Origin of the sequence: Klebsiella sp. OBRC7 (assembly GCF_000293135.1) — a bacterium.
Lineage (GTDB): Bacteria > Pseudomonadota > Gammaproteobacteria > Enterobacterales > Enterobacteriaceae > Klebsiella > Klebsiella michiganensis.
In genome coordinates, this window is record NZ_ALNJ01000110.1 from 1 (window position 1) to 13,111 (window position 13,111).

Consider the following 13,111-nt stretch of genomic DNA (forward strand, 5'->3'; position numbering starts at 1 on the left):
TTTTGCCGTCAGACAGCGTGACACTGTCACCTGAAACGGATTTCACCTCCCACACACTGTTGGCCACATAGCCGCGTTCCGTGTCACTCTTGCTGAAGCGCATTTTGTCCCCCTGAGACACTGTAATCTCTTGCTCACGGTAGAGCGTGACACCTTCAGCCAACGCCTCCCGGGGTGAAATAAGCCGTTCTTTCCCTTCACCATCCATCAGCGTGATAAGCTGGTTCTCCTTATCCACGCTCCCGATACGGTGGTAGACATTGTCGACCAGGGCCACGGCCCCCTTATGAGCCGTCCAGGTCGACAGTCTGCGCAGCTCTCCGTCACGGATGTTGCTCGTCACCAGTACCGGCAGAGTGACTTCCTCTCTGCCCACTTCACCATTGTCCCGCCTCGCGTCATGAATCAGACTGTTCAGCACCCGCCGGTCATCATTCAGATGGGTGATAATCAGCGTCTGTGACTGCGCCTCCGGGGTACGGTCGGCATAGTCCTTCACCAGTGCCTCATACAGCGTGGTGGGCTGACCTGCCGGCACACTTTCACCCTTGTTCAGCGCTTTCTGTATCGTCTCCTCCTGTGCGGGGGTGAACTCCACCACGGAGTTTTCGGGCACCCAGGCCCCGTCTTTTCGCGGCACCTGTTCCGGTGTAATCTGCTCAATCGTCGCCAGCGCGCGGTTCACGTCCCGGTCAATCAGGCTGTAGACCGCCGGTCGCAACTCAGGTACCTGGCGCACAATCTCTTTCATAATGGCGACGTCGGCGGCACTGCGCTGCTGCATCAGCCGGAACGGCTGGCCCGGCGCAATGGACTGCAGCTGGTCGGTATCGCCGCTGAGCACCGCCCGTCCTCCCCCGGCCGCAATCAGGGAGAGCGCCTTCGCGGTATCGGCCAGCCCCACCATTGAGCTCTCGTCGAGCAGGAACAGCGTGTTGCTGAAATCCGGTGTCTGACCATTACGCTGCAGGAGCTGCGTGTCATGCAGGAACGAGGCGGTAGTCTGCGCATCCACGCCGGCGCTCTGCATTTCCCCCACGGCGCGGTGTGTCGGCCCCAGACCGATGACCCGAGGCCGGGTCGCTTCCGGCAGCAGGCTGATGGCTCCCGTCACCGCCCGGAGCTGGGTGGTTTTCCCCACCCCGGCATAGCCCTGAACCACCGTGAACCGATCCGTAGTCTCCAGTATCATCCGGGTGGAAGCACGCTGCCCTGACGTCAGGTCCGTCATCAGGCTTCCCGGTACACTGTCCATCAGGGGTGCAACGGCCTCTTTTCCTTCCAGCACCTTTGTCAGAATGCTTTTCTCTGCATCCCAGGTCTGGCGGGAAATCAGCAGGTCATTACCGTGGCCTGGGGCCACAGGCACATTCAGCAGACTGCCAGCCTTAATCTGCGCCTGAATGGTCGCGTCTATCTCCGTCATCGGAACCTTACCTCCGCCGGTTTCCAGCGCGGTGGCCAACAGTTGCGGGCGCGTGAAAGTCAGCTCCTCACTTTCCAGCAAAGGAATGGAAAGGTGAATGACCTGCTCTGCCGGGGTGTGCAGCCCGGCTTTCTGTAATGCGATGGCCGCATCCAGGTCTGTCTCGCCTGAACGGGCCTTCAGCTGCTCAGACACCACGCTGAAGGCGGTATGCCTGGCCAGCTTCTCTGTTGTGCGGGCCGCATCCTGTGCAGAGTACAGCCGGATATGGCTTCCGCTCTGCGCCAGCTGATTCAGCGTGGCATTATCCAGCTCGCGTTGCGTCAGGGAGGTAAAAACGGTCGCTGTTTCGCTGACCGAACGGCCGGGACTTTCCACCCATCCGTGCCCGACTTTAATCCCGTCGAACGGCCCGGCGCCCACCGCCAGGGTCTGGGTGGTTTTCTGCCCGGGACGCTGCACCGTCAGCTGCCCGGCCTCCGCGTTCAGCACCGTGATGCTCTCGCCGCCTTTCAGCCGCGTCTCAGGAATTTTCCCCAGCACCGACAGACGTTCTCCGCTCGCTACCGGTAGCTTATCGGCCCGGAACAACGACCACTGGCTGTCGACAGCCGAAACTTTCAGGTCCAGACGTTCCCCCTCTTTGTCCCTGAGGGTCAGCATATTGCTGCTCGCAGTCACCCGGTCTATCAAAAACCGGTCATGCTTCCGTGTCTCCGGGTCCCACCGCTCCATCACCATCCCTTCGCGGTAATAGTCGCGCACGCCCCGGCTTTTGCTGTCCAGCCACACCGGCGTCAGGGTAGTGACTGTCATCTCCTTCGCCCCCAGCGTACCTTCATTTTTCAGGACTTCACGGATAATGCCATTGAGTACGCCCTGTTCTCGCACCCCGCTGATTTGTGCCACGCTTTCCTGCCCCTCACGCACACTGACAGCAAACTCCTGCGCCAGACGGCTGTAGCGGGCGCCCTTGTCTGGTTCACTGATGATGTCTGCCGTCGTCTGATTTCCACCCTGCCAGCGATACGTATTCACCCCGCTCTCTTTCAGCACGGTCAGCGCGCTTCCGGTTCCGCTACGCTTGCCGCTGTCGGAGAGCAGAACCTGCACGTTATGGCGCATGGCGCCATCGAGCAGGGAAAGGGTCTCTTTCAGACTCAGCTTCTCTGCCTGATCCACAATGAGCGTCCCGCCAGGGATAAACGCGGTTCCGTCCTGCAGGGCAGACTTGCCGGTGACCATCTCCCCCACCAGACGGGCATCCCCGGCGAGAAAATCACGAGACCGGTTAAGGGATGGTCCTGACGTTCAGGGGAGATTTTACCAGTGCCGTCACCGGGACATACTCAATCGGCGCGGCATCGAGAGCCGCTTTCAGGGCGGCGGCTTCGGCAGGTTTCACCGATTTTTTGCTGGTTTTTGGTGCAGTTTTTACCTTAGACTCTGTTGCAGACATAATTGATACCTCTCTGATATTGATGACTGTCTGCCGGACAGCCCCCCTGTCCGGCACCTCTTACTGCTTATTGCGTGTTACGGATGCCATAACGTTCGATATAACGGTTGAGCCATTTCCCGGCATCCGCTTCAAAATTCCATGCGCGCCACACCATTTCGCCGTTCTGACGAACGACCAGGCGAAAATGCGAACCCTGATCGTCTTCAATGGCGACATTTTCAAACTGTGCCGCCACCGCTTCAGCCTGTGCTCTGGTGAAGGTGTCATCCGGTAACGGACCGTTATCGTAAATACTCATCTCTCTCCTTTCGGCCCCACCTGGGCAGGGCCGGCCTGAAACGGGTTATCAGAACGGGGCATCGTCATCCATCGGCGGGTAATCATCCGGGGACGGCTGCGGGGGTTGCTGGGACGGCGCGGCACTCTGACGGCCTTTTTTACCGCCCTTCGCTTTCGGGGATGCCACAGGGGGTTCAGCAGGTTGTACCGGAGTCTGCGGCTGTGCGGGCTGATGAGGTACGGCGCTCTCTGACGAACTGCCCTCACGACGCCCACCCAGCATCTGCATCGTGCCGTTCTGCCCGACCAGCACCTCGGTGACATAGCGTGTGGTTCCGGCCTCATCCTGCCAGTTGCGGGTGCGCAGCTGGCCCTCGATGTAGACCTGAGCGCCTTTACGCAAGTATTCCCCCGCCACTTCCGCGAGCTTGCCGAACATGACCACACGGTGCCATTCGGTGTTTTCGCGCAGTTCCCCGCTCTGTTTGTCACGCCATGTTTCCGATGTGGCCAGCGTCAGGTTGGCCACCGCGCTCCCGTTGGGTATATAACGCACGTCCGGGTCCTGCCCCAGATGACCAACCAGAATGACTTTATTGATGCCTCGTGCTGCCATGATGACTCTCCTTACTCCGTTGTTTTGCTTTTAAAACCCCATCATCCGTTGAGTTACCGGAAGCCGCGGTTTTGACGTTTGCGGGAACCTGCTGTTTTGTTCCCGGAGGTATGACCTTCACCCGTTTGAGAACCTTCGCCGCAAGGGCGTCAACGAGCACGGCCCGGTGCAGCTGTCCGGGGTGAGCGGGAAATTTTTTCCGGTCTAATGGAGAGAAGCGAAATGGCCGGAAAAAATTTATTGCGAAAGGCCACGCCGGCCCTGGACAGCCAGGCGGGTTGTGCTTGTCTCAGCCCCGGCGAAAGGGACTTAAACGGTGAAAAGGCACAGGAGAGGAAATGAGCAGGGACCCGCCGCAACGTCGGGGCGCGGCACGCGAAACGGCGGTGCCCCTTACAGCCCGGCGGTCACTGGCCGGGGTGCAGGGAGCGCAGGGCACGGCGCGACAGGGCGGCGCCTCCGGAACGGAGGCTGCAAGCCTGCCGTTGACGTTGCGTCATGGGATGGAAGCCCGACAGGGCGGAGACAGCCTGGCTGGCTCCGTTCACGACAGCCCGCCCGGACGCCCACTGCAGGACCTGAAATAAACGAAGAGCAAAAAGAAAAGCCGGCAGAAACAGATGGATGACCACGCTCCATCAGCGGCTCATCCGGAACAAGAAAAAAGGAACAACAGTAAACCAGAATACCAGAAGGAAGAGAGGGACAGGATGAACGCGGAGAGGGAGAGCCGGCGGCGCGTCAGCGCGGCCCGGTCCTCCTGCGCCGCAGGCGTGCGGCCTTTTCCGGCGCGGCCAGACGGGGGCACACTCCCCCGCCGGGCTAACCGGCTTTCAGGCAGCTATCCTGAGCAGAACAGTTGAAACGTCGGTATACGTGAATGTGCCTCGCGGCAATGGCTCCCAGACATCAGCAAGCGGCTTCAGTATGGATTGTTGTCGCGGCCCGTTCAGACAGACCGCAGTGACCACGCCGCCGGGTGCCAGCAGCGTCACTGCCCGCTGTATATGCCGGATATCCTGCGCATGGTTAAACGGTGGATTCATGATAATTTTGCTGTAGTGCTTTTCCGGCCGGTATTCCAGAAAATCACCCAGCCAGACGCTGACGCCCGGGAAATGATCCCGGAGATGGCAGACCAAATCCGCGTTCAGCTCCACGGCGTCACACTGTGCCCGTGGCGCGCCTTCCCTGACCGCCCGTAGAATGGCGCCCGTTCCGGCGCTGGGCTCCAGAACATGATCAGAGTCCACCACCTCCGCCAGACTGACCAGCCGACGACAGAGCGGATCGGGCGAGACAAACAGCTGTGAACTGGCCCGGATTTCTGTAACAGGTGTTCGGCCATCCAGCCTGGCCCGCATCGTCCGGATGCGATCCCTGAGTTCGCTGCGCATAAGTCAACCTCCCTGAGCTCCCCGGCACCCTGCCGGGGAGTCTGCCTGTTATTTTTGCGGAATTTGTACCGTTTTCATGTCGCTGATATAGACATTCACCAGCGTACAACCGTGAGTCATGCAGCGGCGGAAGCGGTACGCGCCGTGCGTCTCATTTTCGGCCACGCCCCGGACAGCCTTATAATCCCCCGGCATTTTGGCCCATTCGGCTTTTGTCATCTCCCGGAATCCCTCCCCCGGATAGTTGACGATCGGTGGACGTTTTGCAGCCTGTTTCGCGGTGCTGACCTCTTCGGCTGACGGGGCTTTATAGTCGGTGATGCGATCCGGGGTCAGTTTCATGGTTCCCCCATACCCGAGAAAGCGATAACCCGGAGTTTCCACTGAGCTGACCTGACCATTGCTTTTGTTGATGCGGATGATGGTTAGCCACTCGCCCCGGCTTTTCACCTGACCGCCTGGCTCAAACTCATGCGTGCGGGTCACAACGCCGCCGCTTTCATCCAGCATGGCGCGCTCATAGCTCAGACGGTTGCGATAATGATTAACCCAGCGTTGTTGATGGCGGATCGCGCGTTCGTGACAACGAACCGCAATTTCGCGGGCCTGTTCAAAGGTAATGATTTCCTCTGCCAGCGCGGAATGCAGGGACATCCGGCCTTCATACTGGCTTCTCTCTGCCGGGCGAGGGTATTTATCGAGCGAGAAACAGGCCGAAATATGGTCATAGTTACTGATAAGCCGCGCCATGTTCAGATCGAGCTTTTCGCCACGCCACATCGTCATAAATTTCTGCGCCCCGGCGATGTTCTTTTCTGCCTTGCGTAATTCCGCCTCGAGCTTTTTGATACGCCGGTAACGTACATCCGGACGCTCCTTGTATTTCGCGTGACTTAGTGAGGCCTGCGCGCGTTCTTCCCAGTATTCCGCGCGCTCGAACAGCATCACCGCGCGTTTCATGCCGTTTTCAATTTTCTGTGCATCACGGCGCGCGCGGCGTTCGCTGTGATGGCCAACAAGGATCGGCTGACCGAAGGGGATCGACGATGCCAGTGCATCGACATGCGCAAGCTCCCGCTCAGATTCACCGGCGCGTTTATCGCTGTAGTCGTTAAAGCGTTCCGCGCGTTGCTCCTGACGGTCAAAAAGCGTGCTGTCTTCGTCCCCGATATCGCCGGCGAGGGACACTAATACATCCTCCCGGCCCGGCGTCCAGGCTGGCGCCACAAACAGCCCCTGTTTCGGCGCCCACCGGAACCCCGCATCATGCACCTTCTTATACGTTTCCTCATCGAGGCGCTGCGAGGCATAAAGCCGCAGCTTGTTATCATCCGGGGAATAGGTTCCCCGGTACACCTGACCGATACCTTCTTCAGCATCGGTCTGCGGGATGTTTTCGGCACTAAGTGCCTGTGCTAAAGCCTGAGTCATGATTTTTCTCCTTCCTGCGGTTGCCGCCCCTCACGGGGCGGCTCACCTCATCAGTTAAATGCGCGTTTCAGTTCAAGCGTGCGGAGCACGTGCCCGAAAGCGGCGTTTTTCATCGCGGGGATATGAACGCCGCGCCCCTTGCGGTGACTTCTGGCGATATGGCGGCCAAAAGCTTTTAACGCGGGGTCAATCTCCGGCGCGGGGATCTCGGCACGGGAAATGCGCGGATGGTGACGGGGCTTTACAGCCTCTGCGGAAGGTGAAAGAATGGTCATGTTCATTACGTTAACTCCTTCTGGTAGTTAATGAAGCCGTAAAAACCGTTAGCGCGATTTGTACGGCGTGGATCAAGCAGGGGCTACCCTGCTTTTTTCATTTCTGCGGTTCGTTGTCTGCTTCTTCTGCCTCCTTTAATCAGCATCGTTTTTTTCCTGATTTTTAAAGAACATCACCCGTTGAGTTTCGGGAGCCGCGGTTTTGACGTTTGCGGGAACCGGCTGCGATATTCCCGATGGTATAAACTTCACCCGTTTGAGAACCTTCGCCGCAAGGGCGTCAACGAGCACGGCCCGGTGCAGATGTCCGGGGTGAGCGGGAAATTTTTTTCGGTCTAATGGCGCGAAGCGAAATGGCCGGGAAAAATTTATTGCGAAAGGCCACGCCGTCCCTGGACAGCCAGGCGGGTTGTGGTTGTCTCAGCCCAGGCGAAAGGGGCTTAAACGGGTGATGCACCAGGAGCGGAACAGAGCCGGGACCCGCCGCAACGTCGGAGCGCGGCACGCGAAACGGCGGTGCCCCTTACAGCCCGGCGGCCGTTGTTTTTCGACGGGGTGCAGGGAGCGCAGGCCACGGCGCGACAGGGCGGCGACTCCGGAACGGAGGCTGTAAGCCTGCCGTTGACGTTGCGTCATGGGATGGAAACCCGCAGCCCCGAAGGGGCCGGGCAGAGACGGCGCAGCTGGCTCTGTGCGAAGCATGACAGCCCGCCCGGACGCCCGCCGCGAAAACGGGAACGTCAGGAACGGAAATGTTTTTCTTTTTGGTACAGCGCAACGCTGTACCAGGCTGAACTCAGGAAAGCAAAAACGTTAATCACCACTCTTAATTCGTCACCCGGATCTTTCCCCTTCAGCATCATCGTCATGATGATGCCGGCAACAATAATCCATGCAACGCCAGTCCAGAGACGCATCTTATCCGCCACGACGTTTATCAGGACAAAAGCAACGGCCAGGATTGCCCCCCATACTGCGGGGACAGGCTGAAACGGGGTAAACAAAAGGTTAATACCGGTAAACAGCGCAACAACAGCAAACATGACTGACATACGCATACTTTTTCCCTCCACTGGCCCACTCTCCTTAATTTTCTTCCGGCTTCTGATATTCAGGTGCATTTGCGCGCGGCAGCTGCTGACTGTTCAGCCTGTGAATACGCAACCTCTCCTGGAAATATTCACGGAGATGCTCTGGCTGTTCACGCTCTGCGAGTTCGGACACAACAGGCTTGTTCATACGCTCCTGCCATGCGACGGCAGCGGCCGCTTTATCGACGGAGACTTTGTCCTGATCTTCTTTTGAGAAAGAGGCGATATTCCACTTTGACATCGGCATTACCGGTTAAGAAACCACTCAGCGGAGAGTATACCCTTTCGTCGACCTTATCGACCAGTAACGGAGAGAGCGTGTGCGGCGCCGCAGGCGCGGCGAAACGCCTCTCCGGCAGGCGCAGCCTGCCCAGGTTTTCGCGCGGGCTGACAGGCGCCCTCCTGCCCGACGCCTGCCATCCAGCTTACTGTCCTTTTCCACCCTGTAAGATAAAATGACCGCCGAGATAAACGGCACACTGACAGGTCATATATTCGCAGATTTCATCCATGACCTGCGCGGTTGTCAGTTCCCGCTGACCGGAATCACGGCGGCGGGCATTTATCAGGGCTTTGTACTGTCGCAGTATTTCGCGGGATTCTGACGCAATATTCATGGGTATTATCCTTAACCGGCGGGATTTCCCCGCCGTGTATTATTCAGTTTCTGAAAACAAGCCGTCCGGATCGTTAATCAGTCCAGCGCGGCGTAAATGGCGTTGCATTCCGGGTGAAAGGTAATGTGATTCCAGAGCTGGGCATCACGCAGCATGTAAAGGTGAGTCAGGGCCGGGTTGCCGCAGTCATGCCAGGCCGCCAGACGACGGTTAACTGCCAGACTGGTCAGAATAATGCCCGCCGCGTCGGCACTGACGGTACGATCAAACCAGTTTTCCGTGTTAACCAGATGTACGCGCCCACAATCCGGCATCATGTAGCCGCCACCCTCCGGCAGCCGTATGAAGTACCAGAAACAGCCTTCATACTCCGGCATCAGTTTTTTCGCCAGGGCGTACACCTGTAATTCCGCGATCATAAAATCATTGCCGAACATGTACGGCAGGAAGGAAAGCCGATCGGACTCTTCAACATTCAGGACCGCGCGCGTTTTCACATACTGCATGGTAAAACCTCCGTAATCACATGGACTGCGACACCGGGCGGTGCCGTGCCTCCATAACAGACGGGCGATCAGTCGGGAATGCAGGGGCGCAAGGGAAGCCGCAGCCTGACGCACACGGCAGCCGGGAGTTGCAGGGTGAGTCCGTGAATCCTGAGCGGGCGAACGACCGGAAAATCCCGGCAGACGGGAAGGAAGGACCGGGTGACCGCAGCGGCGAAGCGAACCCTTGCATTCACGGCAGCCCGGCTACGATGGAGGCACGGCACAGCCCGCATACGCACAGCACTGACAGAGTGGAAAGCTCTCAGGCAACGTCACGCAGGGACGGGGCCGCCATAAAAGCGGAGCCGGCGACAGCCTTATCCTTCAGGGATGATCCCGGGGGCCGCACCCCCCGGCGGTTCACGACACTGACCGGATTGTTGAAAGGGCATTGCAGACAAGGGTGATTTCTGCGCGCGCTTCTGCCATGACCTCATGTAACAGGGTTAAATCCATCCACCGGCGCGGAGGCTCTCCCTGCATCCGTAACACATCGCACATCTGCCCACATGCCAGGGTCTGATCCACTTTGTCGCTGATAACAAAGAACGCAACGGCACTGTAGCGCGCGCCTTTGTTCAGGATGGCATCCAGCACCACCGGTACATTGTCGTCCTCTTCGTCCAGCCAGCAGGGCATATCATTTTCTTTCACAACCAGACGGAAATTGCGTGTCTGCCGGTAAAACAGCGTTTCCCCGCGTGTGGTCAGCGCGGCCTCTATCCGGCGAGTATCCTCCCGAACCTGCCGGGAGATATTCCGGACGGCACGAAACAGACAATCTGTTACAGCCTCAATTTCCGGCTCCGTCAGCCATTCCCCGGCCCAGGGAAAGGTTATCTGTGTCCCGTCCTCCGGCAGCTGTGGCGCGTCTGCATAGCGGCTGCCGGATAAAATAATCTGCGCAGCCGTTCCGGTCATTTTCGTCACCGCACTTTGCAGCGCTGCGGCACCTTCGCCGGCGCTGAGTAAAGGAAGCAGGTGAACAATATCAGCCGCATCCAGACGGACATAAATGCTTATCCATCCTGGTTTGTTTACCGGATCTCGCTGATCAACATCGGTATGGTCAGGCCATCCATAATCAGCTATCAGATCACGCGCGCGGCGCATCACAAGGGCGTTTAGTGTTGTGGTTTCCTGCATAGTATCGTCCTCGAAACAGGTTAATGACACGCCGCCCGGGCGGCGTGCAGGTTTCAGTTTTTCAGTAATGCGCGCACTTTCGCCGTATCAGAAAGGCGACGGGTCACGCTTTCCGGCACCGGATGGTTATCATCCCGGGCGGCCCATTCCCTGTGCCATAACGCCTGTTCGGCGGTCGTCAGCAGGGTTTCGAGCAGGTCAGCCGGCACCAGGACTCCCGGAGCGGCCTCTTTCACCTCATCGATCAGGTCCATCACCGCACCGGCAGACACACCCGACTCAAGCCGCTGGTCTTCCGATATGCCGTCCATGCGCTCCAGCACCGCCTTTATGTCCTGTTCAGAAACGACACATTCCATCCCGTCGGCCAGCGCTTCGATATCCTCCGGGGACCAGACAATCAGGTTAAGCGGGGTTTCTGCGGGATATTGCTCATTCAGCAACCGGCAGAGGGTTTCACAGGTTCCGTACATCTTTTTTCTCCGTTGATTCTGTGGGGCGGCACCGCCGCCCGCGGTCAGTCCTGAAAACTTTCATCCAGCATCAGGGCGATGTTGAATGCCTTGTCCAGCAGTACGCTGATACGGCGCAGACTCATGCCAGCCAGTCGTTCAGGCAGCCCGTCATGCCGGTAGTGATACTTTTCTTCCAGCACATTGAGGGTGGTTTTCAGGTCGCACAGGTTGTTCGCCAGCCCGGCCATATCGCGGCGCAGGGCTTCGTGTCCGCCGTAGTTCATTACGCGGCCTCCGGATAAAAGACGTCGTTGGCGGCCGGTCGCTGCATGGCGCGCTGTACCGCTGACAGGCGGGCAATCCCGGCTTTGTGGTACTGCTCCATCAGTTCAATACCGATGTAACGGCGCCCTGACCGGAGGGCTGCCACGCAGGTGGAGCCTGAACCGGCAAACGGATCGAGAACAATGGCGTTCGGGTGTGTGAAGCTCTCGATCAGAGGTTGCAGGCTGGTCACGGGTTTTTCGGTCGGGTGGTGGCGGTTGCCGCTGTATTTCCAGCCCAGCACGTCCGGCAGCGGGTCCTGCGGTAGCGGCGGACGACCTTTAGCCAGGATATAGGCGCATTCATGGCGGTAGCCGACATAGGCGGATTTGGACGAGTAAGTTTTGGTGAACACCAGATGCCCGACCACGCTGAACCCGGCGGTTTTCCACGCGGCCATAAAACGATCGACGCGGTTCCAGCCGTAAAAACTGACCATCAGCGCGTCTTTTTTGAGTACGCGGTACATCTGATTGCAGGCAGGCTGGAGCCACTCGTCGGTTTTGTCACCGGCAAGGGTGCGGCCGGAGCGGTCACGGAAGCCGACCAGGTACGGGGGATCGGTCAGAATGAAATCGACGGCGCGATCGGGAAAGCCGCCCATAATATCGATACAGTTACCCAGGATAAAACGGGACATAGGGATACCTCGTGGTGACAGGGGGCACCCAGGAGGACGTCGGTACGACGTCCGTTCCCTGCTGCCCGGAGCCTGTACGCCGCGACCGGTAACGGGTCAAGCTGACCGTGGAATACCGCAGCCGTCAGGCCTTCCGACGGCAAGGCTATGCCGCGAAAGCGGCTTGAAGGGCGCTCCTCAAAAGGCGAGTGGATGGCGTAAAATCACAACGACGCCGGACAGGAGCGGAAAAGCCGCCCGTCCCGTGTCCGCCCGGGCGCGGCACACTGGCTCCGGGCAGTGACTATCCCCGCGCCAGGCGCGGCATCGATGCGGAGCAGCGCGACATCATTATTTTCTGAAGTACCGGGCTTGCGTCCCGTTCCGTGGTACACCGGACGCGGCACACTGGCACCGTGCGGCAGCGGACGCACAGGCTAACGGGTGAACGGCAGAAGAAACTGTCGGGAACCAGCTATCCACAAAGCGTCTGTTTAACTCTGTGGATAACCTGGAGGCAGGTGGCGGAGAAGAGCCGTCAGGCAGGCGTCGCGTCACCTGTTCTTTTTTTGACCAGAGTGAAAAGAATATCAGCGTGGCCGGGGCTTGTCTCCAACCAGGGACAGGCCGATATAAACGCCCGCCCCCCAGATAACCTGCGACAACACGAAGATCCACAGCGGTACGTCGAACACCAGAAGCGGAAGCAGGCACACGGTGACAATGCCAATCAGTCGACTGCCGTATTTTCTGCGTACAGGTTCACTGCTGTCGACCGGGACGCCGGCAAACCGGAGAACATTTCTGAAGCCGGGAGACATAAAGACCTCTTAGGGAATAAATTCATTTGATATTAGTATATTACAGAATATCCGGGGTCGGCGCCGCTCTCGCATGGTTTTTTGTGGCATGACACTTTTTTCGCCATCACAGCAGGGGGTTAGCGTAGGACGGCATAAAGAGGCTTGCAAAAACAAGCAGCCGGTAAAATAATTACTGTATAGATGTGGGTCTTCCCTTGTTGTGGTGGCTGAAGGCATGATAATGGTGTATTTAATCGCCAGAGGTCACCGCCATGGACGAAAAGTCCCTCTACGCTCATATTCTCAATCTGTCCGCTCCGTGGCAGGTAAAGTCCCTTTCTCTCGATGAAAATGCCGGTTCTGTTACTGTCACTGTTGGGATCGCTGAAAACACCCGGTTAGCCTGTCCGACCTGCGGTAAATCCTGTTCTGTTCACGATCACCGTCATCGTAAATGGCGCCATCTTGATACCTGCCAGTTCACCACCATTGTCGAAGCCGATGTTCCCCGCATTATGTGTCCGGAGCATGGCTGCCAGACATTGCCTGTACCGTGGGCAGGGCCTGGCAGCCGGTATACGCTGCTGTTCGAATCGTTCGTGCTCTCATGGCTGAAAATCAG

General features: G+C 58.4%; 15 protein-coding genes and 3 pseudogenes. 2 read left to right on the plus strand and 16 right to left on the minus strand.

The features are described 5' to 3' along the window. From HMPREF1144_RS22575 to ssb, 4 genes and pseudogenes are all read right to left on the minus strand, one after another. Nucleotides 1–2,719, minus strand: a pseudogene (locus HMPREF1144_RS22575) (AAA family ATPase); the annotation flags it as partial. Between the two features lies 1 nt (nt 2,720). Continuing rightward, nucleotides 2,721–2,885: pseudogene (locus HMPREF1144_RS22580) on the minus strand (hypothetical protein); the annotation flags it as partial. 67 nt (nt 2,886–2,952) lie between these two features. Next, nucleotides 2,953–3,186 (minus strand): DUF905 domain-containing protein, encoded by a 234-nt coding sequence (locus tag HMPREF1144_RS22585; RefSeq protein WP_009654057.1) that lies wholly within the window; start codon nt 3,184–3,186, stop codon nt 2,953–2,955. Between the two features lie 48 nt (nt 3,187–3,234). Continuing rightward, nucleotides 3,235–3,783 carry a single-stranded DNA-binding protein gene (gene ssb / locus HMPREF1144_RS22590; RefSeq protein ID WP_009654061.1) on the minus strand — a complete coding sequence of 183 codons (549 nt, stop codon included), beginning with the start codon at nt 3,781–3,783 and terminating at the stop codon, nt 3,235–3,237. A gap of 316 nt (nt 3,784–4,099) precedes the next feature. Between ssb and HMPREF1144_RS22595 the strand changes: the two are divergent. Further along, nucleotides 4,100–4,343, plus strand: a pseudogene (locus HMPREF1144_RS22595) (hypothetical protein); the annotation flags it as partial. A 273-nt stretch (nt 4,344–4,616) separates the two neighbouring features. On the opposite strand, the gene HMPREF1144_RS22600 reads toward HMPREF1144_RS22595, so the two are convergent. From HMPREF1144_RS22600 to HMPREF1144_RS33375, 12 genes are all read right to left on the minus strand, one after another. Continuing rightward, nucleotides 4,617–5,180 (minus strand): class I SAM-dependent methyltransferase, encoded by a 564-nt coding sequence (locus HMPREF1144_RS22600; RefSeq protein WP_009654053.1) that lies wholly within the window; start codon nt 5,178–5,180, stop codon nt 4,617–4,619. A gap of 48 nt (nt 5,181–5,228) precedes the next feature. Then, nucleotides 5,229–6,611 carry a DUF3560 domain-containing protein gene (locus HMPREF1144_RS22605; RefSeq protein ID WP_009654056.1) on the minus strand — a complete coding sequence of 461 codons (1,383 nt, stop codon included), beginning with the start codon at nt 6,609–6,611 and terminating at the stop codon, nt 5,229–5,231. Nucleotides 6,612–6,661: 50 nt separating this feature from the next. Next, nucleotides 6,662–6,892 (minus strand): hypothetical protein, encoded by a 231-nt coding sequence (locus HMPREF1144_RS22610; protein ID WP_009654063.1) that lies wholly within the window; start codon nt 6,890–6,892, stop codon nt 6,662–6,664. A gap of 734 nt (nt 6,893–7,626) precedes the next feature. Next, complete coding sequence (locus tag HMPREF1144_RS22615) at nt 7,627–7,944, minus strand: hypothetical protein (RefSeq protein WP_032736880.1); 318 nt, start codon at nt 7,942–7,944, stop codon at nt 7,627–7,629. 28 nt (nt 7,945–7,972) lie between these two features. Further along, complete coding sequence (locus HMPREF1144_RS22620) at nt 7,973–8,218, minus strand: DNA polymerase III subunit theta (RefSeq protein WP_009654058.1); 246 nt, start codon at nt 8,216–8,218, stop codon at nt 7,973–7,975. A 184-nt stretch (nt 8,219–8,402) separates the two neighbouring features. Further along, the gene (locus HMPREF1144_RS22625) at nt 8,403–8,594 is read right to left on the minus strand and encodes a hypothetical protein (RefSeq protein ID WP_009654046.1); all 192 of its coding nucleotides are present in this window, start codon (nt 8,592–8,594) and stop codon (nt 8,403–8,405) included. A 77-nt stretch (nt 8,595–8,671) separates the two neighbouring features. Next, nucleotides 8,672–9,100 carry an antirestriction protein gene (locus tag HMPREF1144_RS22630; protein WP_009654048.1) on the minus strand — a complete coding sequence of 143 codons (429 nt, stop codon included), beginning with the start codon at nt 9,098–9,100 and terminating at the stop codon, nt 8,672–8,674. 402 nt (nt 9,101–9,502) lie between these two features. Next, a complete protein-coding gene (locus HMPREF1144_RS22635) occupies nt 9,503–10,288 on the minus strand; it encodes a hypothetical protein (RefSeq protein WP_009654051.1) in 786 nt (261 codons plus the stop codon). Between the two features lie 53 nt (nt 10,289–10,341). After that, the gene (locus tag HMPREF1144_RS22640) at nt 10,342–10,761 is read right to left on the minus strand and encodes a DUF1380 family protein (RefSeq protein WP_009654055.1); all 420 of its coding nucleotides are present in this window, start codon (nt 10,759–10,761) and stop codon (nt 10,342–10,344) included. A gap of 44 nt (nt 10,762–10,805) precedes the next feature. Beyond that, nucleotides 10,806–11,027 (minus strand): hypothetical protein, encoded by a 222-nt coding sequence (locus HMPREF1144_RS22645; RefSeq protein WP_009654049.1) that lies wholly within the window; start codon nt 11,025–11,027, stop codon nt 10,806–10,808. Next, complete coding sequence (locus HMPREF1144_RS22650; RefSeq protein ID WP_009654059.1) at nt 11,027–11,707, minus strand: DNA methylase; 681 nt, start codon at nt 11,705–11,707, stop codon at nt 11,027–11,029. Before HMPREF1144_RS22650 ends, HMPREF1144_RS22645 begins: the two co-directional genes overlap by 1 nt. 569 nt (nt 11,708–12,276) lie before the next feature. Then, nucleotides 12,277–12,507 (minus strand): hypothetical protein, encoded by a 231-nt coding sequence (locus HMPREF1144_RS33375; RefSeq protein ID WP_009654052.1) that lies wholly within the window; start codon nt 12,505–12,507, stop codon nt 12,277–12,279. 254 nt (nt 12,508–12,761) lie between these two features. Between HMPREF1144_RS33375 and HMPREF1144_RS31950 the strand changes: the two genes are divergently transcribed. Continuing rightward, nucleotides 12,762–13,111, plus strand: a 350-nt coding sequence (locus tag HMPREF1144_RS31950) for an ISL3 family transposase (protein WP_009652803.1), incomplete at its 3' end; no start/stop codon positions are given.

Bases quoted from the DNA above. Each gene is read 5' to 3' on its own strand.
- HMPREF1144_RS22645 (WP_009654049.1), bottom strand. From the start codon at position 11,027: ATGAACTACGGCGGACACGAAGCCCTGCGCCGCGATATGGCCGGGCTG.
- HMPREF1144_RS22610 (WP_009654063.1), bottom strand. From the start codon at position 6,892: ATGAACATGACCATTCTTTCACCTTCCGCAGAGGCTGTAAAGCCCCGT.
- HMPREF1144_RS22635 (WP_009654051.1), bottom strand. From the start codon at position 10,288: ATGCAGGAAACCACAACACTAAACGCCCTTGTGATGCGCCGCGCGCGT.
- HMPREF1144_RS22640 (WP_009654055.1), bottom strand. From the start codon at position 10,761: ATGTACGGAACCTGTGAAACCCTCTGCCGGTTGCTGAATGAGCAATAT.
- HMPREF1144_RS22620 (WP_009654058.1), bottom strand. From the start codon at position 8,218: ATGTCAAAGTGGAATATCGCCTCTTTCTCAAAAGAAGATCAGGACAAA.
- HMPREF1144_RS22615 (WP_032736880.1), bottom strand. From the start codon at position 7,944: ATGCGTATGTCAGTCATGTTTGCTGTTGTTGCGCTGTTTACCGGTATT.
- HMPREF1144_RS22650 (WP_009654059.1), bottom strand. From the start codon at position 11,707: ATGTCCCGTTTTATCCTGGGTAACTGTATCGATATTATGGGCGGCTTT.
- HMPREF1144_RS22600 (WP_009654053.1), bottom strand. From the start codon at position 5,180: ATGCGCAGCGAACTCAGGGATCGCATCCGGACGATGCGGGCCAGGCTG.
- HMPREF1144_RS22585 (WP_009654057.1), bottom strand. From the start codon at position 3,186: ATGAGTATTTACGATAACGGTCCGTTACCGGATGACACCTTCACCAGA.
- HMPREF1144_RS33375 (WP_009654052.1), bottom strand. From the start codon at position 12,507: ATGTCTCCCGGCTTCAGAAATGTTCTCCGGTTTGCCGGCGTCCCGGTC.
- HMPREF1144_RS22605 (WP_009654056.1), bottom strand. From the start codon at position 6,611: ATGACTCAGGCTTTAGCACAGGCACTTAGTGCCGAAAACATCCCGCAG.
- HMPREF1144_RS22625 (WP_009654046.1), bottom strand. From the start codon at position 8,594: ATGAATATTGCGTCAGAATCCCGCGAAATACTGCGACAGTACAAAGCC.
- ssb (WP_009654061.1), bottom strand. From the start codon at position 3,783: ATGGCAGCACGAGGCATCAATAAAGTCATTCTGGTTGGTCATCTGGGG.
- HMPREF1144_RS22630 (WP_009654048.1), bottom strand. From the start codon at position 9,100: ATGCAGTATGTGAAAACGCGCGCGGTCCTGAATGTTGAAGAGTCCGAT.